The sequence below is a fragment of the Ruegeria sp. AD6 genome (assembly GCF_056542325.1).
The window spans coordinates 141,120-159,801 of sequence record NZ_JBQFZQ010000002.1 but is presented as its reverse complement, the minus strand read 5'-3'; the positions used below and the strand labels follow the sequence as shown (position 1 = coordinate 159,801).

At 59.8% G+C, this 18,682-nt stretch carries 18 protein-coding genes; 10 read left to right on the top strand and 8 right to left on the bottom strand.

Annotation, left to right across the window (positions count from 1 at the left end; all coding sequences use genetic code 11):
• Nucleotides 1–182 precede the first annotated feature (182 nt).
• Nucleotides 183–1,874 carry an adenylate/guanylate cyclase domain-containing protein gene (locus tag ACR0KJ_RS07700; protein ID WP_480626355.1) on the bottom strand — a complete coding sequence of 564 codons (1,692 nt, stop codon included), beginning with the start codon at nucleotides 1,872–1,874 and terminating at the stop codon, nucleotides 183–185.
• 129 nt (nucleotides 1,875–2,003) lie between these two features.
• On the bottom strand, nucleotides 2,004–2,945 hold the full coding sequence (gene trxB, locus ACR0KJ_RS07695) for a thioredoxin-disulfide reductase (RefSeq protein WP_170452657.1): 942 nt from the start codon (nucleotides 2,943–2,945) through the stop codon (nucleotides 2,004–2,006).
• 215 nt (nucleotides 2,946–3,160) lie between these two features.
• On the opposite strand from trxB, the gene ACR0KJ_RS07690 reads away from it, so the two are divergent.
• Entirely contained in the window at nucleotides 3,161–3,661 is a 501-nt protein-coding gene (locus tag ACR0KJ_RS07690; protein ID WP_170452655.1) for an Lrp/AsnC family transcriptional regulator, read from the top strand.
• Nucleotides 3,662–3,777: 116 nt separating this feature from the next.
• On the opposite strand, the gene ACR0KJ_RS07685 is transcribed toward ACR0KJ_RS07690, so the two are convergent.
• From ACR0KJ_RS07685 to lgt, 4 genes are all read right to left on the bottom strand, one after another.
• Entirely contained in the window at nucleotides 3,778–4,560 is a 783-nt protein-coding gene (locus ACR0KJ_RS07685; RefSeq protein ID WP_170521706.1) for a Hint domain-containing protein, read from the bottom strand.
• Between the two features lie 729 nt (nucleotides 4,561–5,289).
• Complete coding sequence (gene pgeF, locus ACR0KJ_RS07680) at nucleotides 5,290–6,048, bottom strand: peptidoglycan editing factor PgeF (protein ID WP_480626354.1); 759 nt, start codon at nucleotides 6,046–6,048, stop codon at nucleotides 5,290–5,292.
• Nucleotides 6,045–7,112: a class I SAM-dependent methyltransferase gene (locus tag ACR0KJ_RS07675; RefSeq protein ID WP_480626353.1), complete on the bottom strand. Its 1,068-nt coding sequence runs from the start codon at nucleotides 7,110–7,112 to the stop codon at nucleotides 6,045–6,047. Before ACR0KJ_RS07675 ends, pgeF begins: the two co-directional genes overlap by 4 nt.
• Nucleotides 7,109–7,996, bottom strand: a complete 888-nt coding sequence (gene lgt, locus ACR0KJ_RS07670; protein ID WP_480626352.1) for a prolipoprotein diacylglyceryl transferase — start codon at nucleotides 7,994–7,996, stop codon at nucleotides 7,109–7,111. Before lgt ends, ACR0KJ_RS07675 begins: the two co-directional genes overlap by 4 nt.
• A gap of 96 nt (nucleotides 7,997–8,092) precedes the next feature.
• On the opposite strand from lgt, the gene ACR0KJ_RS07665 reads away from it, so the two are divergent.
• The 5 genes from ACR0KJ_RS07665 to ACR0KJ_RS07645 all read left to right on the top strand — a co-directional run bounded on the left by ACR0KJ_RS07665 (nucleotide 8,093) and on the right by ACR0KJ_RS07645 (nucleotide 11,288).
• Nucleotides 8,093–8,341 carry an accessory factor UbiK family protein gene (locus ACR0KJ_RS07665; protein ID WP_480626351.1) on the top strand — a complete coding sequence of 83 codons (249 nt, stop codon included), beginning with the start codon at nucleotides 8,093–8,095 and terminating at the stop codon, nucleotides 8,339–8,341.
• A gap of 310 nt (nucleotides 8,342–8,651) precedes the next feature.
• Nucleotides 8,652–9,152 (top strand): YbjN domain-containing protein, encoded by a 501-nt coding sequence (locus ACR0KJ_RS07660; RefSeq protein WP_170452647.1) that lies wholly within the window; start codon nucleotides 8,652–8,654, stop codon nucleotides 9,150–9,152.
• Nucleotides 9,153–9,191: 39 nt separating this feature from the next.
• Nucleotides 9,192–10,007: a pyrroline-5-carboxylate reductase gene (proC, locus tag ACR0KJ_RS07655; protein WP_480626350.1), complete on the top strand. Its 816-nt coding sequence runs from the start codon at nucleotides 9,192–9,194 to the stop codon at nucleotides 10,005–10,007.
• On the top strand, nucleotides 10,000–10,338 hold the full coding sequence (locus ACR0KJ_RS07650; RefSeq protein WP_170521714.1) for a tRNA-binding protein: 339 nt from the start codon (nucleotides 10,000–10,002) through the stop codon (nucleotides 10,336–10,338). Before proC ends, ACR0KJ_RS07650 begins: the two co-directional genes overlap by 8 nt.
• On the top strand, nucleotides 10,338–11,288 hold the full coding sequence (locus tag ACR0KJ_RS07645) for a 2-hydroxyacid dehydrogenase (RefSeq protein WP_480626349.1): 951 nt from the start codon (nucleotides 10,338–10,340) through the stop codon (nucleotides 11,286–11,288). The genes ACR0KJ_RS07650 and ACR0KJ_RS07645 overlap by 1 nt, the downstream gene beginning before the upstream one ends.
• On the opposite strand, the gene ACR0KJ_RS07640 is transcribed toward ACR0KJ_RS07645, so the two are convergent.
• Nucleotides 11,285–11,863 (bottom strand): thymidine kinase, encoded by a 579-nt coding sequence (locus tag ACR0KJ_RS07640; RefSeq protein ID WP_170622878.1) that lies wholly within the window; start codon nucleotides 11,861–11,863, stop codon nucleotides 11,285–11,287. The genes ACR0KJ_RS07645 and ACR0KJ_RS07640 overlap by 4 nt on opposite strands.
• A gap of 359 nt (nucleotides 11,864–12,222) precedes the next feature.
• Here ACR0KJ_RS07640 and ACR0KJ_RS07635 point away from each other — a divergent pair, with 359 nt between their 5' ends.
• On the top strand, nucleotides 12,223–12,684 hold the full coding sequence (locus tag ACR0KJ_RS07635; protein WP_170452637.1) for a hypothetical protein: 462 nt from the start codon (nucleotides 12,223–12,225) through the stop codon (nucleotides 12,682–12,684).
• 141 nt (nucleotides 12,685–12,825) lie between these two features.
• Here ACR0KJ_RS07635 and ACR0KJ_RS07630 read toward each other — a convergent pair whose 3' ends face one another.
• Entirely contained in the window at nucleotides 12,826–13,950 is a 1,125-nt protein-coding gene (locus ACR0KJ_RS07630) for a beta-ketoacyl-ACP synthase III (RefSeq protein ID WP_170736454.1), read from the bottom strand.
• 165 nt (nucleotides 13,951–14,115) lie between these two features.
• Here ACR0KJ_RS07630 and ACR0KJ_RS07625 point away from each other — a divergent pair, with 165 nt between their 5' ends.
• The 3 genes from ACR0KJ_RS07625 to ACR0KJ_RS07615 are packed head-to-tail and all read left to right on the top strand — an operon-like array spanning nucleotide 14,116 to nucleotide 18,679.
• On the top strand, nucleotides 14,116–14,583 hold the full coding sequence (locus tag ACR0KJ_RS07625) for a MarR family winged helix-turn-helix transcriptional regulator (protein WP_480582606.1): 468 nt from the start codon (nucleotides 14,116–14,118) through the stop codon (nucleotides 14,581–14,583).
• Nucleotides 14,580–15,617: an efflux RND transporter periplasmic adaptor subunit gene (locus ACR0KJ_RS07620; protein WP_480626348.1), complete on the top strand. Its 1,038-nt coding sequence runs from the start codon at nucleotides 14,580–14,582 to the stop codon at nucleotides 15,615–15,617. Before ACR0KJ_RS07625 ends, ACR0KJ_RS07620 begins: the two co-directional genes overlap by 4 nt.
• Nucleotides 15,618–15,628: 11 nt before the next feature.
• Entirely contained in the window at nucleotides 15,629–18,679 is a 3,051-nt protein-coding gene (locus ACR0KJ_RS07615) for an efflux RND transporter permease subunit (protein ID WP_170452631.1), read from the top strand.
• Nucleotides 18,680–18,682 lie beyond the last annotated feature (3 nt).

The window sequence follows — 18,682 nt, the reverse complement described above, 5'->3', positions numbered from 1 at the left end:
CGCAGTGTTGGATTGCCGGTGATTCTCGGTCTTTTGAGGGGCGTTTGCCCCGACTTTGGCCCGAAGTCCACAAGCGGTTGTGAAACAAAGGACGATATGCGCTGATTTCCTCCGAAATGGAAGGATTTTCCATATGCTACGTCGGATTGCGACCGCAGTTCCGGACCGAATGCGATTTCGGGTCAGCCAGAGTATGCCTGTTCTTGTGTCACCGATGCCTCGCGCAGGTCGGCGGCACGGGTGACCGGCAGCGCCGGTACGGGTTGGCTGACGCCGCGCAATTGGAACAGGCGGATGCGGTCGGGGTTGATTGTCAGGTCAGCGGCTTGCAGCAACTCGTCCGACACCAACAACTCGACGCCCAGCGCCTTGGTTTCGCTTTCCAGGCGGCTGGCGACGTTGACCGCATCGCCGATAATCGTTTGCGAGGCATGGCCCGCCGCGCCGATCTCACCCAACACCAGATCGCCCAGATGCAAGCCCATGCCGATGCGGATGCCGGGGCTGCCTTCAGCCTCTAGCCGTTGATTGAAGCTGTCCAGCGCCAGGCTGATCTCTATCGCCGCCCGCAACCCGGCCTTCGCTGACGCCGTTGCGTCGGGCTTGTTGAACACCGCAAGCAGGCCATCGCCCATGTATTTGTCGACAATGCCGCCTGCGTCGGTAATGGCTGGAACGATTGCATCGAAAAACCGGTTCAACAGAAAGACGATGTCATAGGGCAATTGGCCGGTCGTGCGGGCCGTGAACCCGCGCATGTCCAAAAACAGAACGGCCAGTTGCCGTTCCTGCCCTTGGCTTGCATGGCCCCGATTGCGCCCGCCATCGGGGCGAAACACGCGAAAGACGGTCAGCGGCTCGGTCGGGTGAATCTGGCACGCCAGCCGTGTTTGCGCAGAGGCCCCGACCGCTGCCAGACTGCGGGCCTCGACATCGCTGGGGGCCTCAAGCTGGGCGCCGCCCTCTTCGACAATGACGCGACAGGTGGTGCACCGCCCCTTGCCGCCACACAGCGCAGTGTGGGGAATGCCATTGGCTTGTGAGATTTCCAGCAAGGTCATGCCCTTTTCTGCGACGACCTCGGGCCCACGTGCATATTTGATGCGAACCGAGTGCCTGCGACGCCAAAGCTTGCGCCCGACAAAGATGGCCCCGCAAGCGCCCAGAGTGATCAGAAAGGCCAGAACCGCGTTATCCTTGACCGTGAACATGGTTTGGAAGGCTTCGGGTGAGGGCCAGTTGTAATGCTCGATATATTGTTGTCGCAGAAACTCATCCGCGAAATCGGCCCAGATGCGCCGGCCCTCGGTCAGAACGCCCGCCAGCGCGAACGACGGAACAAAGACCGCAACGCCGATCAGGTAGGGCACGGTTTTCGACCACCACGACGTCAGGCGCAGCCACATGTGCAACCCGATGCAGCCATGGACCCATACAATCAACAGCAGCAGGCTTTGCATCCAGACTGCCGAGCTGGGCCACATCAGGATGATGATATAGCCCATCTCATCATTGACGCCGTAAATCTCGTGGGCGACGCGCGTGTGAATGATGTGGGAAATCAGTTGCAGCGGGATCAGCAGGCCCAGCACGATCTGCAACGCGGTGCTGAGCGGCATCCTGAGCGTTCTGCGCTGGGCGATCGAGGCCAGCGACAACCCCGCATGCACGATCAGCGCCGCATAGAGCAAGACGCTGACGAAATCATGCCGTGTGACCGCTTTTCGGCCATCCTGCATCCCGTGCAGATAGTCGGTGTGAAACAGGCCCAGACCGATATTGATGAAGTGGAAGAAGGCAAAGACGAACAGAACCAGACCGCTGCCGATCCTGAGCCGGGTTGCCCACCCGCCGCGCCAGAGTGCGTTGTCCAATGCCAGTACCCGCAAATGCTTCGTCAGGGCCGAGTGTGCGGGGCCGCCCGGCAAGGGTCAAGCCGACCTGCATAGGTGCGGGAAAAACGGCCAAGGGTGTGGGGTTCAGCCACACCCCTGGCCCCAGACTTATTCCTGTTCCGCCAGAAAACGTTCCGCATCCAGCGCGGCCATGCAGCCCATTCCGGCGCTGGTCACGGCCTGACGATAGATGTGGTCGGTCAGGTCGCCCGCCGCAAAAACGCCCGGTACGGACGTTTCGGTCGAGCCCGGCTTGGTCACGACATAGCCGCCCATATGGGTGTCCAACGTGTCCTTGACCAACTCGTTCGCGGGCGCGTGGCCGATGGCGACGAAGACGCCTTTGCAGGGGATCTCGGTGATCTCGCCGGTCTTGACGTTTTTCACGCGGACACCCTCGACGCCTAAAGGTGCATCGGTGCCAACCACTTCTTCCAGTTGGTGAAACCACAGCGGCTCGATCTTTTCGTTCTTTAACAGGCGATCCTGTAGGATCTTTTCGGCCCGCAATTCGTCACGGCGGTGGATCAGCGTCACCTTGCTGGCGAAGTTGGTCAGGAACAGCGCCTCTTCCACGGCGGTGTTGCCGCCGCCGATCACAACGATCTCTTGCCCGCGATAGAAGAACCCGTCGCAGGTGGCGCAGGCCGAAACGCCGAAGCCTTTGAATTTCTCTTCCGACGGCAGGCCCAGCCACTTGGCGCGCGCGCCTGTCGCCAGAATGACGGCATCGGCCGTGTATGTGGTCCCGCTGTCACCCTTGGCGGTGAAGGGGCGCTGGCTGAGATCCAGATCGTTGATGATATCGCCGATCACCTCGCAGCCCATCGCCTTGACGTGGTCCTGCATGCGCACCATCAGATCGGGGCCCTGAACCTCGGTATCGCCGGGCCAGTTTTCAACCTCGGTCGTGGTGGTCAACTGCCCGCCGGGCTCGATTCCCTGCACCAGAATGGGCTCCAGCATCGCCCGGCTGGCATAGACGCCTGCGGTATATCCTGCCGGTCCAGATCCGATGATCAGAACCTTGGTGTGTCGTGTGTCGGCCATTGTACCCCCGCTCGAACTGCCTGAATTGGGCCGTTTGCCCGTCGCCCCGATATAGCGACGCGGGGGCAGGGCTTAAAGCCCTTTCCTGTCCGGGCTCATTTTCCCAGGCGCGGGCAAATTCGCGACCCGTCACCGAATAATATTGCGCCCCTGCGAAACATTATTGCGCACTCGGTGGGTGCTGATATAAGAACCGAAAAAATCAGGAGCATTTTATGGTCACGACGCGGCTGGATGAGATTGATCGTAAGATTCTGGCAGAGTTGCAGGCAGACGGTCGCATGACCAATGTCGAACTGGCCAAACGCGTCGGGATTTCGGCCCCGCCCTGTTTGCGCCGTGTGCGCACGCTGGAGGAATCCGGCTATATCACCGGATACCACGCCGAAGTCAGCGCGCGCGAACTGGGGTTTGAGGTGCAGGTTTTTGCAATGGTCGGTCTGGACAGTCAGGCCGAAGCCGAGCTGCGCGCTTTTGAAGACCGGTGCCGTGAATGGCCATTGGTCCGTGAATGCCACATGCTGAATGGCGAGGTAGATTTCATTCTGAAATGCGTGGCCCCCGATCTCAGCAACTTTCAGCAGTTCTTGACCGGAGAGTTGCTGACCACGCCGAACGTGGCCAGCGTTAAAACGTCGCTTGTTATCCGCGGCGCAAAAGACGAACCAGGCGTGCCATTCGACGTTCTGGAAGAACGCATGAACCGGACGGCGTGAACCGCATCTGATTCTGATGTGTTTGACAGGGCGGCAGCATTGCTGCGACCGCCAAGGATACAATCCAACTTAGTAATATCTGCATAATGCCCCCAGGATGCAGTAATCGTTAACGTTTACGCAGTGATCGCGTCCACCTCTCCGTCTCCGGCGCGCGGCATCAGCAGCGGGCCAAAATCGCTCAGCGATTCGATATGCGCGAACAGGTTCAGGTAAATCGACCGCAAGGAATGGCTGATCATCCGAACCGCGTTTACTCCTGGGTGATAGGTTTCGAACTGTAAACCATCAACCCGAATGACCGAATGTTTTCTGAGGCAAATGTGAAACAGTTCCACCGGGGTCGGCGGCATTGTTTCAATCACGCTCATCCCATCCTGAAATTCCGCAACTGGCGTCAAAACCGGCGCGTCGCCATGCAGGTGTCGCAAATGCGCAGGTGTCCCCAGCAAACGCGCCGCCGGGCCTGCGATAACGCCTGACATCGGCTTTTGCATTCCAAACGTGTCGGCCATGATTCGCGTCAGAGGTCGTGTGCGCCCCCGCGAATCCTCGCGCCCGGGGATCAGAGTAACTGACCCTTTCCAAACGATGGTTTCCGATGTGCCATCCTGCGTCAGGACCGTATCCCCCGGCAACAGATCTTCGATTGCCATCGGTCCTTGTTCTGTCTCGACCAGCGAGCCGCGCGAAAAGGCGCAAAACGCGTCTTCGAACATGGGCAGAGCCGGTGCGATGTGGCGTGTCTGCGCGATATCCCCGTTATCGAGCAGCGTGCAAACCTCGTATCGGCGCAGTTGCGCCTTGGGTTTGGCGGTTGGTCTTGGAGCCTCGCGCAGTAAAGCCGACGTTTCGACGGCATTTCTGGCTGCGCGGGCCAGTGAATTAGGAATAGTCATTAATATTCCTTCCCCTCTAATTTCCGAACAGACGGGGCGTGCCCCCGTGCAGGCCCGCCTGACGGAACAGTTCTTTGCCTTGAAATGAATGAGAGACCTTTGGGCACCCGTAATCGCAGTGCACAGCGAGAAAAACGTCGCATTCCATTGGTCAACACATTGACCCCCCAGACAAACTCGTACTTTGCAGGCTGAAATTGCCCGCACACACACCCCTGAACCAAAGGCCGCATAGCGTTATGCGACCGAACGCACATCAGGTCGGAGCATCCCTGACACGCGTTTCCCAAAAGGACCGGCAGCTTGGTCCCGAGGGCTTCATTTTCAGCGACGCGCTGCCAACCGGCGGGCGACCCTGACAGAATTGCTAGAAACTCGTTTCCACGGCATTTCCAGTTTCTGGTCCTGCGCGGCCGCAACAACCGCGCTGAGAAAACGAGACTTCGATTTCATTTCTGATCCTGCTCTGACGCGGGGTCTGACGCCCCTTTTTCCTTTTGTAACCCATATGTGACGCAGATTTGCGGCAGTGATGTGACGTATCCGGGAAAATATCAGGACAGAAGGTGAAGTTTGACAGATCCTCCGTGTTGAGGTGCCAGAATTCACATGTCTGAAAGTCAGATAACCATCTGAGTACTGGCAAAAAATTACGCTACGATTCTGCCCTCAGGTAAACACAATGAATGTGGCGGAAAGGTGGCGGGATTGCCTTAATCGAGGCTAATTCTACAATCTGATCGCAGAAATCAGACGTCCGTAATCGGCTTCTTTTGCATGCGTCGCACGGCGGTAGGAATAAAAGCGATCCGGGTCGGAATAGGTGCAGTGACGGGTCCATTCGGCGTGCCCGACACCGGCCTGTCGCAGCCGGTGCAGGCCGAACGCGGGCAGGTCGAATTGCAGCCTGTCTTCGTGACCATTGGCGAAAAACCGGCTGTTTTCGGGGGAATCGGCCAGAAAATCGTCCAGAAACTCGGGCCCGACCTCATAGGCGCGCTGCGAGATTGACGGCCCGATGACAGCACGGGTGTTATCGCGTGTCGCGCCGAGTGATTCCATGGCCTCCAGAGTGGCTTCGAGCACGCCATCCAGCGCGCCGCGCCACCCGGCATGGGCGGCCCCGATCACATTGGCGTCCGGATCGGCAAACAGCACCGGTTGGCAATCTGCGGTCAGAATCGTCAGGGCAAGGTTTGGCGTTGCCGTGACGACCGCATCGGCCTTGGGCTTCTCGCCCTTTATCGGGGCATCGATGGTCAAGACGGTTGGGGAATGCACCTGATGAACGCCAACCAGTTCGTCAGGCGTCACCTCCATGGCTTCTGCCACACGTCTGCGATTCAGTGCGACCACTTCGGTTTGGTCCGACGATCCATGGCCGCAATTCAACCCCGAAAAGATCCCGGACGACGCACCGCCCCGGCGGGTAAAAAAGCCGTGGCGCACGGGGGCGAGCATTTCAGAGGTCAGAATTTCCAGTGTCATGGCTCCAGTCCCGGCGGTGGTGCTGAATGTGATGGATACAGGCCCAGCACTTTGAACAGGTTTCCCATTTCATCGGGATGCGTCAACCGGCGATGTGCAGCAATCACCTGTTCTTGCGTTGAACCGTCCACGGCTTTCGTCAAGGCCTGCGCCCGGGCCGTGATTCCCAACCGTTCAAGGAAGACACCCTGAGGGGTCAGCCGCGTATGCGCGCAACCTGCCGCGCGTGTGGCAATGGCCAGCGGTTCAAAATCCACATGCGCCGTCAGATCGCACTGCCCCGGATCGGTTAACGGATCAGACTGTTCATGCGCCTTTAGCGCCTGCAAGGTGTCGCCCAGTGAATGCCAATCGCCATAGTCAATGATCAAAGCGGCCCCACCATGGGTTGCAATACGACTGGCGAGGACCGTCATGATCGGGATTGCAGCCGCGCAGAGTTCGACAAGATCACCGTCTTTGGTGTCGCCTAGCCTGTCCTTTAACGCGACCTGAGGCGCATTCGGGCCCAGACCGAAGGCAAGCGCGCCGTCCGATTCTCCGATCAGCCGTTCGCGCCAGCCGTCGCCGTCACGGATGAACTGACGAACCGGAAGGGCGTCGAAAAATTCGTTGGCGATCAGGAACAAGGGCTGTTCCGGCAGGTCGGCAGTGTTTTCGATCCATCGGGGCTCGAATTGGTTCAGCGTTTCGGCCTGAACCTTACGCAATGCAGGCGACGCTTCCAGCAGACAGACCTCGGCCGCGTCGTGAAAACCGGGCACCTGTCGCGTGGCGCGCAGTGCGTCGGCCATCAGCGTGCCGCGTCCGGGGCCAAGTTCGGCAAGGGTAAAAGGCGCGGGGCGTCCCTGATCGATCCAGCATTGGGCCAGCGACAACCCGATCAGCTCGCCAAACATCTGGCTGATCTCGGGGGCAGTGATGAAATCCCCCTGCGCCCCAAGCGGGTCTCGGGTGCTGTAATAGCCCAGCTTGGGATGCAACAGGCAGTCGGTCATATATTCAGCCACGCTCATCGGGCCATCCTGACGGATGCGCGCGATCAGGTGGTCCGACAGACTCATGCCGAGTGCCGCGCGCGCAGGACGAACCATAAGCCCAGCGCGATCATGGGCAGGCACAGCAACTGCCCCATGGTCAGGCCATAGCCGCCGACATGCCATGCCAGACCCAGCGGATTGCCGGGCGAGACAAATTGCGCGTCCGGTTGCCGAAAGAACTCAACGATAAAGCGGGAAGCGCCGTACCCGGCCAGAAACACCCCCATGATCCGGCCCGGTGCGTGAAAGGCCCCGCGACGGTAGACCAGCCACAGCAGGACCGCGCCCAGCAAAACGCCCTCAAGCGCGGCCTCATAAAGCTGCGAGGGGTGGCGAGCGCACATTCCCGCGACGACGCCGGGGCAATCCTGCGCGGCCATGCCGGGGAAGAACACGGCCCATGGCAGCTCACTGGGTCGGCCCCAAAGCTCGGCATTGACGAAATTGGCCAGCCGCCCCAGCAGCAGGCCGGGCGGAACCGTGTAGGCGACCAGATCGCCCAGCGACAGGATCGGGATTTTGTGACGCCGACCGTATAGATAAGACGCAAGGATGACGCCCAGCAAACCGCCATGGAAGGCCATTCCGCCTTGCCAGACCTTCAGAATCTCGGTCGGGTGCGACAGGTAGTAAGCCGGTTGATAAAACAGCACAAACCCAAGCCGACCGCCAAGGATGACACCGACAATGATCCATGTCAGCAGGTCGTCCAGCTGTTCGGGCTTCATCGGCGGCGTGTCATTGGGCCACAGCGCAGGGCGGCGCAGCGCGACAATGGCCAGCCGCCAGGCAATCAGAATACCCGCGATATAGGCCAGCGCGTACCATCTTAAGGCGAACTCTATCCCGAAGAGTGAGATCGAGAACAATTCGGGTGACAGATCGGGGAAATTCAGAACAGCCTGCATGTGCGTCTCATTGCCCGGGGTTTACGGGGCAAGTCAACCTTGAGCCTGCGCCAATCATTCCCCATATAGGGAAAAGCCCGCAATCGGAGAATAACCATGCAGACCCGCAACAAGATCCTCGACGATGTTTCCCAGCTGATGACCAACGCCATGGGTGTGGCGCAGGGCGCGCGGGAAGAAGCCGAGAATGCGATGAAGTCCATGATCGACCGCTGGCTGGCCGACCGCGACTTTGTTACCCGTGAAGAATTTGATGCCGTGCGCGCCATGGCCCAGAAGGCCCGGGAAGAGAATGCAGCACTTGAGGCGCGCATCGCCGCGCTTGAGTCGAAACTGGACAAGTAACGTCCAAATCCAAGTTTTTCAGACAAAGCGAACGCCGCGCAATCCAACTCCGGATTGGGCGGTGGTGTGTATCTTGCCGTCTTGCAGGAATTAATCAAGACAAAGCTGGCGCAAGTGCCAATATTTTGTTCGCCGTTGCTGACTTTCCACAACTTATTGCTGTTATCCCCAAGAAATAGGGTTGCCAGATTCCATCCAGCGGCGCACCATATTTAGTACAGGCCCATGGGGGAAGCCCGGCTTGTAGAGCAGGCAACTAGCGCTGGGGCGCTGCCAGCCCCGAAATGCTAGAGATTAGTGAGGTGGCATTATGGCCCTTTCCGAGCAGTTTCTCGAAGAAGACCTTCATCCGATCGATATTGTTGAACATCTGGCCGAACATCACGACTGGGATTTTGACCGCATCGGCGACGATCAGATCGCCATGGCTGTTGAGGGGCAGTGGCGGACATATTCCATTACTCTGGCGTGGTCCAACTATGATGAAACGCTGCGCATGGTCTGCTCGTTCGAGATGGAACCACCGTCCGAGCGTGAGAGCGAGCTTTATGAGCTGCTGAACAGGATGAATGATCAGTGCTGGGCGGGGGCGTTCACATATTGGGCGAACCAGAAGCTGATGGTTTATCGCTACGGATTGGTGCTGGCCGGTGGCCAGATGGCAAGCCCGGATCAGATCGATACCATGATCACCGCCGCTGTCATGAGCGCCGAGCGCTACTACCCGGCGATCCAGCTGGTGACATGGGGCAATCGCGACCCGGAAGATGCGATGCAGGTTGCCATTGCAGAGGCTTACGGCCGGGCGTAAAGCTTTGCCCCGAACCGTTACGTCAGGGAAGGGGCAATCATGGACATGTCGCGCGTGGCCGAACACGGCCTGGTGCTGTTGGGATGCGGAAAGATGGGGTCCGCGATGTTGGCGGGTTGGCTGGAACACGGCCTGCCCGCCTCATCCGTTTGGGTGATCGATCCGTACCCGTCAGAATGGCTGAAGGCGCAGGGCGTCCATATCAACACCACATTGCCGGAAGCACCCGCCGTGGTTCTGGTGGCCGTCAAGCCGCAGATGATGGGCGACGCATTGCCCGCCATACAGGCGCTGGGCGGGGGCGGCAGCCTGTTCGTGTCTGTCGCGGCAGGTACATCGATTGCCACGTTCGAGGATGTGCTGGGTGCAGGCACCCCGATTGTGCGGGCGATGCCAAACACGCCTGCCGCGATCCGTCAGGGTATTACGGCGATGATCGGCAACACCCATGCATCCGAAGATGATGTGGCGCTGGCAGAAAACCTGCTCTCGGCCATCGGTGAGACTGTGCGCCTGTCGGCCGAAGCGCAGATTGATGCGGTGACCGGCGTCAGCGGTTCGGGGCCGGCTTATGTCTTCCACCTGATCGAAACGCTGGCCGCCGCGGGTCAGGAGCAGGGCCTGCCGCATGATCTGGCGATGAAACTGGCCAAATCCACCGTGGCCGGGGCAGGGGCCTTGGCGATGGCGGCGGAAGAGGACCCTTCGCAACTGAGGGTCAATGTGACATCACCCAACGGCACCACGCAGGCCGCGCTTGAGGTTCTGATGCACGAGAAGGAAGGGTTCCCCGATCTGCTGCACCGCGCGGTCAAGGCTGCGACCGACCGATCCAGGGAACTGTCCGGTGAGTGAGATTTCCTTCGACGACTTCATGAAAGTCGATATCCGCGTTGGCGAGGTCATCCGGGCCGAGCCCTACCCCGAAGCCCGCAAGCCCGCGATCAAGATGTGGATCGATTTCGGCGATGAGATTGGCGAGCGTAAGACCTCGGCCCAGATCACCGCGCATTACGATCCGGCAACTCTGGTCGGCAAGCAGGTCATGGCGGTGGTCAACTTCCCTCCGCGCCAGATTGGCAAGTTCATGTCCGAGGTGCTGGTCTTGGGCCTGCCCGACGAAAACGGCGAGATCGTGTTGATCGGACCGGACGGAAAGGTTCCGCTGGGCGGACGGATGCACTGATGAAACTGTGGATCACCCGTCCCATGACGCCAGCAGTTGAGGCGCGGGCAAAGGCCGAGTTTGAGGTCGACATCCGCAGCTCCACCTCGCCGCTGTCACAGGATGAGATGAAGCGGGCGTTGGAAGACTACGACGTGGTGGTGCCAACTTTGGGCGACCAATTCTCTGCCGCCGTGTTTGCGGATGTGCCTGCGCCACGCTGCAAGCTGTTGGCCAATTTCGGTGTGGGCTACAACCATATCGACGTCGAAGCGGCGAACGCGGCGGGGGTCACGGTCACGAACACGCCGGGCGCCGTCACCGATGCCACCGCAGACATCGCGATGACTCTGCTGCTGTCCACCGCACGCCGCGCGGGTGAGGGGGAACGTCTGGTCCGGTCTGACGCGTGGCAGGGCTGGCATCCCACTCAGATGCTGGGGCATCACGTTACCGGCAAGCGCGTCGGTATCGTGGGTATGGGGCGCATCGGTCAGGCCATTGCCCGACGGTGTCATTTCGGGTTCGGGATGCAGATTGCCTACCAGTCCCGGAGCGCCAAGCAGTTGGATTTCGATGCAGAATACTTTGCGGATTTGCCTGCGCTGGCCGCGTCGGTCGATTTTCTGGTTCTGGCCGTGCCAGGTGGGGCCGAAACCCGCCATCTGATCAACGCGACGGTGCTCGAGACCATGAACCCGGCAGCCATTCTGGTGAACATCGCGCGCGGAGAGGTGGTGGACGAAGCCGCCCTGATCGCTGCCCTTCAGGCGGGTCAGATCGCCGGGGCGGGGCTGGACGTCTACGAATTCGAACCTGCGGTCCCTCAGGCCTTGCGCGATATGGAGAACGTCACCCTGTTGCCCCATCTGGGCACTGCGACCGAAGAGGTTCGGACCAACATGGGGCACATGGCGCTGGATAACGTGGCGGCGTTTGTTGCGGGCCGGGACCTGCCCAATCGCGTCTAGTCGCCGACGGCTTCGCGCCAGTGTTTGCGGCAGAGTGAAACATAGGTCTCGTTCCCGCCGATCTGAACTTGTGCGCCTTCGGTGATGGCCCTGCCGTTCTCATCCTGACGAATCACCATCGTGGCTTTGCGCCCGCATTTGCAGATGGTGCGGACTTCGCGCATCTCATCGGCCAGCGCCAGCAAAGCGGCGGATCCGGGGAACAGTTTGCCCTGAAAATCCACCCGAAGCCCGTAGGCCAGAACCGGGACGCGCAGGTCGTCAACGGCGCGCGCCAATTGCCAGACCTGATCGTCCGACAGAAACTGCGCCTCATCGACAAAAACGCAGGCGACAGAGCCTTGTTTCAGCCGCGTATCGATCATGGAAAACACATCTGTATCAGGCCGGAACGTGTCGGCCTGTTCGGAAATGCCGATACGTGACGCGATGCGACCTGTTCCCGCGCGCCCGTCAACAGCGGCAGTCATCAGGTAGGTGTCCATGCCGCGCTCGCGATAATTGTGCGAGGCCTGCAGCAACACGGTCGATTTGCCCGCGTTCATAGTAGAGTAGTTGAAATACAGCTTTGCCATGCGCCGGGTCTAAAACGCATCCGCCAAACGGACAAGGGTTCAAAATGCCTGAAAAGAATCGACGTCGCCATTGCAGTTGCGAAGGCCGAGCACATGCTCTTTGGGGATGGAACCACCACTCTCACAACAGCGACGCCGTCGGCCAACATGCGGCCTTAACGGTGTGAGGCTAAACAATCCTGCCCCACGATCACTCATTACCGGCAGGAACTGCCGCCACTCACTCACAAAATCCCTCGCATATCTGAGGGATAGCCAATGTATGACATTTCAATTATGACTCTGTTATGGGAAATTTCCCGAGGCTTTCCCCCAACAACAGGGGTGGAACAGCGCGTGCAGGTAACAAAGGTAAAACAATGGCAGAGATCGGGGCTTATCTGAAGAAACACACCGAGGCGCTTGTCAAAGACGTCGGGATCGAAGCGGCGTGCGAGATTACGGGTAAATCAAAGGCGACTCTGGGCCGGTATTATTCTGACAATGCGGAACATGCCGACAGGTTCATGCCAGTTGACGCCGTGGCCCGGCTAGAGAATGCGGCGGCCTATCCGCATGTGACCTCGGCTTTGGCCGATCTCAAGAACATCACCCTGTCCTATGACGGGCGCAACACAGACAAGCCACGAACCGGCGGCGTGAATTCGGATGTCATTGCCCTGAGCCAGCGCTTTGCGATGCTGATGACAGAATATCAGGCCGCGATTGAAGACGGCATCATCACGGTGAACGAAGCCAAGCGTTTGCTGAAAGAGACCAGCCTGCTGCAACAGGTTCTGATCGAGATGAAACTGCATCTCGAGGAAGAAAGCGTCAGCTAAGGCTCAACCAATCGGGCGTTCATCTGCGCCTTGTCTCGCGCGCTTGCCGTTGGCCAAGTTGACCTGAGGATGCGCAGCGATCCTTTGGCGTCAGCGCATCATCCCGGAGTGCAAAGGGCACACGGCGCGCTGTCAGGCCAATCAAACGTGCCGCTTCACGATCACCGATCCGACCGAATAGCCAGCCCCGAAGGAACAGATCAGCCCGACGTCTCCGTCCTGCAAGTCATCCGAATACTTGGAGAACGCGATGATCGATCCGGCGGATGAGGTGTTGGCATAATCCTGCAGGATGTTCGGCTGCTCACCGGCTTCCGGCTCGCGGCCCAGCACTTTCTTGCCAATGAAATCATTCATCGTCTTGTTGGCCTGATGCAGCCAAAGGCGTTTCAGGTCATCGCTGCTGACGCCCTCGGCGTCCATGTGGTCGCCGATATGCTTGCTGACCATCGGCAGCACTTCTTTGAACACTTTCCGACCGTTCTGCATGAACTGCATATCGCGACGGTCCACCATGCCTGCCGGGCGCGACCGGCGCAGGAAGCCGTTATTGTTGCGGATATTGTTCGAGAAGGCGGTGGCGCAACGGGTCGACAGGACCTCGAAATGCGGGCCTTGGGCGTCTTCGATCCGTTCGATCAGCGTGGCGGTGGCAACGTCGCCGAAGATAAAGTGGCAATCGCGGTCGCGCCATTCCAAATGGCCCGAGCAGATCTCGGGGTTGACCACCAGCGCCGCCCGGACCGAGCCGGACCGCACCATGTCCGCCGCCGCCTGAATGCCGAAAGTGGCCGAGGAACAGGCCACATTCATGTCAAACCCGAACCCGTCAATGCCCAGGGCCTGCTGAATCTCGATCGCAATCGCCGGATAGGCGCGTTCGTGGTTCGACGCGGCACAGATGACCAGATCCACATCCGCGGCCGTACGACCGGCCTGCGCCAGCGCCTTGTTGCAGGCGTCCACTGCCATCTCGGTCATGATCCCCGGCTCGTCATCGCTGCGCTGGCGCAGGGCGGGGTACATCATGTCCGGATCCAGAACGCCGGTCTTGTCCATCACATAGCGGTTTTGAATGCCCGAGGCCTTGACGATGAACTCTTCCGAGGAATGCTGCATCGGTTCCATCTGACCGGCGGCGATGGCCTCGGCGTTTTCGGCATTCTGCTTATCGGCATAGGCGTTGAATGCTTCCACAAGCTCAGCGTTTGTGATGACGTTTTCTGGCGTGAAAACGCCGGTACCGGTGATGGCGGGCGTATACATGACGGGTCCTGAAGGTTTCGAATCCGCCTAAAATGCAGTCACAGCGGCATTTGATCAAGAGTTGTTAACCTAAGGGAATACACTCTGAGGGGTCGATTTCAACTTCATATCTTGAATATTTCAAATTTTGAAGTATATGGCCAGCAATCACGCAGGAGACGCACCGTGCAGGACGACATTGGCACAAGGTTGGGCCGCCTTAGCCCCGAGATACAGGCGATCATGGGCGTCTATGCGCTGTATTGGAAACTCGAAGAAGTTTTCGATTCGATGGAGACCGATCTGAGCCATCCGGAATGCCATATGCTGATCAAACTGGATCGGCCCAAGCGCATGGGGGTGCTGGCCACGGACATGCTGACCGTGCCCTCGACCATTACAGCGACGGCGGATGGGCTTGAAAAGGCGGGGTATCTGACACGCGAACGTGACCCGCAGGATCGGCGGGCCTGGTTGCTGGTGCTGACCCAACAGGGCGAAGATGCCCGCAATATGCTTGTGGCCGAAGCGGGGGCGCTGTTTCATCGCGCGTCTGGCCTGAACGAAGAAGAAACCGCTCAATTCGCGCATCTGGCGTGTAAGATACGTGACACCATTCTGAAAACGGGAATTCCCGAGGGATTGAAGAAATGAAACTGCTGACTTCTCTGGGCCTTGTTTTGGCTGTTCTGGCATCGCCGATGGCCGCGCAAGAGGTTGCAAAGCCGGTCAAACTTATGCTTGTGCAGGAAACCACGCCGGGGTTTTCGCGCCAGTTCTTTGGCCGTGTGGCGGCGCGGCAGACGGTTGATCTGGCGTTTCAGGTGTCAGGCCAGATTGTCGAAATGCCTGTCACCGAGGGCTTTGTTATTCCCAAAGGCGGGCTGATCGCCCAGCTTGATTCCGAGCCGTTCCAGCTGCGCCTGGACCGGGCGCGCCTGCAAAAGGAACAGGCAGACCGGACCGAGGCCCGACTGTCGCGCCTGCGGGGCACCACGGCCAGCCAGGTCGCCGTCGACGACGCCGAGACCGAGGCGCAACTGGCCGCTATCGCCGTGCGCGATGCCGAATACGAACTGGAACACGCCACGCTGACCGCCCCGTTCGATGCGCTGGTCTCCAGCCGTACGGTCGAGGCGTTTACGACCGTCTCTGCAGGCACACCGATTGTGCGCATCCACGATATGTCCGAGTTGCGGATCGAAGTGGATGTTCCCGAGATTTTGTTCCAACGCACCGGCCAGCAGGACGACATCACGATCACTGCCAAGTTTCCCGCCAGTGATGAGGTTTTTCCGCTGGAAATCCGCGAATTCGATGCTGAAACCTCCAGCGTGGGTCAGACCTTCCGCATCCAGTTCGGCCTGACCCCGCCGGAAGGGCTGCAGATTCTGCCCGGATCATCCGTCACCGTGAATGTTCAGGTTCAGGACCAGCGCGTTGGCATCATCGTACCCACCACCGCCATCGTCGCAGATGCGAGCGGAGAATTGGGCGTCATGATCTATTCACCGGTTGGCGCAGAAGAGGGCACCGTTCGCCGCGTCCCCGTGACCATCGAGCCGACCCAGTTGGGTGGTGTTCGGGTGTTGACCGGCCTGTCTGGCGGGGAAGAGATTGTTGTCGCAGGTGGCGCCGCCTTGGCCGACGGTCAAACCGTGCGCCGGTTTTCCGGCTTTGGGAACTGAGGGGCTGAGATATGAACATCGCGCGCGCCTCGATCGACAGGCCACTATATACGTGGTTGATCATCCTGATTGCCCTGTTTGGCGGTATCTGGGGCTTTCTGTCTCTGGGTCGTCTCGAAGACCCGGCATTCACCATCAAGAACGCCGTCATCATCACCCAATATCCCGGCGCAACAGCTGAACAAGTGGCGCTTGAGGTCTCGGAACCGCTTGAATCCGCCATCCAGCAAATGGGCGAGGTGGACACGATCACCTCGGTCAACCAACCCGGCCGGTCGCTGATCGAGGTCGAGATCAAGTCCACCTATGACGGTGACGAACTGCCCGCCATCTGGACCCGCCTACGCGCCCAGATTCGCGATGCGGCGCGCGGCCTGCCCTCGGGCGTCGGCCAGCCTTACGTGAATGACGGCTTCGGTGACGTCTTTGGCCTGTTCTACGCGGTGACGGCCGAGGGTTATTCGGACGCGGAAAAACACGAACTGGCTACGTTTCTTCGGCGTGAGCTGCTGACCGTCAGTGGCGTCGCCGATGTCGAGGTTCAGGGCCTGCCGCAAGAGGCGATCTTTATCGAGCCCGACCTTGCCATCTCGGTGAATCAGAACGTGCCGATTCAGGCGATTAACGAGGCGATCTCGAACGCGGATTCGGTGAATTCATCCGGCTCGCTGCGGTCTGCGGACGACCGGACCACAATCCTGACCGCCGAAGGTTCGGATAGTGTGTCCGCCATTGCCGGGCTTTCCGTCGGCTCTCAGGGGCAGGTGATCAACCTGTTCGATATGTCCAACGTCTACCGCGCGCGCCAGACCGACCCGGACATCATGATCCGCTTTGACGGGGTCGAGGCGTTCACCCTGGGCATCGCCGGATTGTCGAGCGAGAACATTGTCGAAGTCGGCAAGCGCGTGGATGCCAAGTTTGACGAGTTGGACACCGCGATCCCCTTTGGCGTCGAAATCCTGCCGATTTACCAGCAGCATGTGGTGGTCGAACAAGCCTCGACCGACTTTTTGGTCAATCTGGCCATGTCCGTGGCCATCGTGGTCGCGGTTCTGGGCCTTTTCATGGGCTGGCGTGCGGCGGTTGTCGTGGGTTCGACGCTGCTGTTGACGGTGGTCGGAACGCTGCTGTTCATGGCGATGTTTTCGATTGAAATGGAGCGGATCTCGCTTGGCGCGCTGATCATCGCCATGGGGATGCTGGTCGACAATGCCATCGTTGTGGCCGAGGGGATGCAGATCGCCATGCTGCGCGGCAAATCCTCGCGCGATGCGGCGGAAGATGTGGCCTCGAAAACGCAAATTCCCCTGCTGGGGGCCACGGTGATCGGCATCATGGCCTTTGCGGGCATCGGTCTCAGCCCCGATGCAACTGGTGAGTTTCTGTTCTCGCTGTTCGCGGTGATCGGCATCTCGCTGCTGCTGAGCTGGGTGCTGGCCATCACGGTGACGCCGATGCTGGGGCACTATTTCTTCAAACAGGGCAAGGAAGGCGAAGTGGACGCCTATAGCGGCATTCTGTTCCGCATCTACGGCTCGGTTCTGCGCGGCGCGCTGCGGTTTCGCTGGCTGGTGGTTGTGGGGCTGGCTGCGGTTACGGTGGTTTGCTACGCGGGCTTCGGGCTGATGAAGCAGCAGTTCTTCCCGGACTCGAACACGCCCCTGTTCTTTGTGCATTACAAGCTGCCTCAGGGCACCACCATCGCCCGCACCGCCCAAGATATGGCCGTGTTTGAAGAGTGGCTGAATGACCGCGACGACGTTGTGTCCGTCACCACCTTCGTGGGGCAGGGGGCCACCCGTTTCATGCTGACCTATGCCGCCGAAGATCCGAACCCCAGCTACGGCCATATGATCATCCGCACCGAAACGCTGGACGATATCCCTGCTTTGCAGGCGGATCTTGAGGCGTTCGGCTCGGTGCAGTTTCCCGAAAGCGAGTTCCGCACCAGGCGCTTGGTCTTTGGCCCCGGCGGCGGCGATCCGATCCAGGCTCGGTTCTCGGGCAGCGACCCGGAAGTTCTGCGGCGATTGGCGGATGAGGCGGTCCAGCGCATGGCCGCCGCCTCGCCCAACGCGCTGCATGTCCATCACGACTGGCGTGAAAAGGAACTGGCGGTGCAGCCAATCTATGCGACCGAACGCGCCCAGACCGCTGGCGTGTCCCGCGAAGATATTGCTGCCACGCTGCAATTCTCGACCGATGGGATCACCGGCGGGGTCCTGCGCGAGCGTGACCGCCTGATCCCGATCATCCTGCGCCGCCCGGCGGACGGGGATTATTCAATCGTCGATCAGGTCGTCTATTCGGATCAATCGCAACGTTTCGTGCCCATCGAACAGATGGTGGACGGGTTTGAATACCAGGCCCTGAACACGCTGGTCCACCGGCGCGACCGGGTTCTGACCATCACGGTCGGAGCCGACATCCCGGCGGGCTTTACCGCCGCTCAGGTCCATACCGAGGTGCGCGCCGCGATTGAGGCAATCGATCTGCCGCCCGGCTACAAGATGGAGTGGGGGGGCGAGTTCGAAAACTCGCGCGACGCGCAGGAAAGTCTGGGCAGGCAATTGCCGCTAAGCTTACTGATCATGGTGCTGATCTCGGTCCTGCTGTTCAATGCGATCCGTCAGCCGATCATCATCTGGCTGCTGGTGCCGATGTCGGTCAACGGTGTGGTGATTGGCCTGCTGGGAACCGGCTTGCCGTTCACCTTCACCGCCCTGCTGGGCCTGCTGAGCCTGTCGGGGATGTTGATCAAGAACGGCATTGTTCTAGTCGAGGAAATCGATCTGGTCCGGGCCACCGGTAAACCCCTGCAAGAGTCGATCATCGAAGCCTCGGTCTCGCGTCTGCGCCCGGTCATGCTGGCCGCGATCACCACGATCCTTGGGATGGCCCCGCTGCTGACAGACGCGTTCTTCGTCTCGATGGCCGTGACGATCATGGGCGGTCTGGCCTTTGCCACAGTCCTGACCATGGTCGCCGCGCCAGTGTTCTACCTGCTGTTCTTCAGGCGGGAGGAGGCAAGGCAAATGGCCGCGCAATCCGCTGTTTAATTG